The organism is Micromonospora endophytica (genome assembly GCF_003236305.1).
In the GTDB taxonomy this organism is placed as follows: domain Bacteria; phylum Actinomycetota; class Actinomycetes; order Mycobacteriales; family Micromonosporaceae; genus Micromonospora; species Micromonospora endophytica.
Genome location: NZ_POTX01000546.1, coordinates 1 through 417 on the forward strand (window position 1 = coordinate 1; position 417 = coordinate 417).

General features: G+C 58.8%; 1 protein-coding gene. It reads left to right on the top strand.

Annotated elements, in window-relative coordinates; genetic code table 11:
• Nucleotides 1-14 precede the first annotated feature (14 nt).
• On the top strand, nucleotides 15-417 hold a 403-nt coding region (gene rpsC, locus C1I93_RS31025; protein WP_111246732.1), incomplete at its 3' end, for a 30S ribosomal protein S3.

Below are 417 nucleotides of genomic sequence, written 5' to 3' on the forward strand. Positions count from 1 at the left end.
ACTAAGGGGTCACGATGGGACAGAAGATTCATCCGACTGGCTTCCGTCTGGCTGTCAGCCGTAACTGGGCATCGCGTTGGTACGCGAGCAACACCCAGTTTGCCGGCATGCTCAAGGAAGACATCGAGGTTCGCGAGTTTCTGAAGAAGAAGCTGAAGAACGCGTCGGTGGGCCGCGTGGTCATCGAGCGTCCGGCCAAGAATGCTCGTATCACCATTTACAGCTCGCGTCCGGGCGTGGTGATCGGCAAGAAGGGCGAGGACATCGAACTGCTGAAGGCTGAACTGCAGCGTCGCATGGGCGTGCCCGTGCACGTGAACATCGAAGAAATCCGCAAGCCGGAAGTCGATGCACAGCTGATCGCCGATTCGATCACGCAGCAGCTCGAGCGCCGCATCATGTTCCGTCGCGCAATGA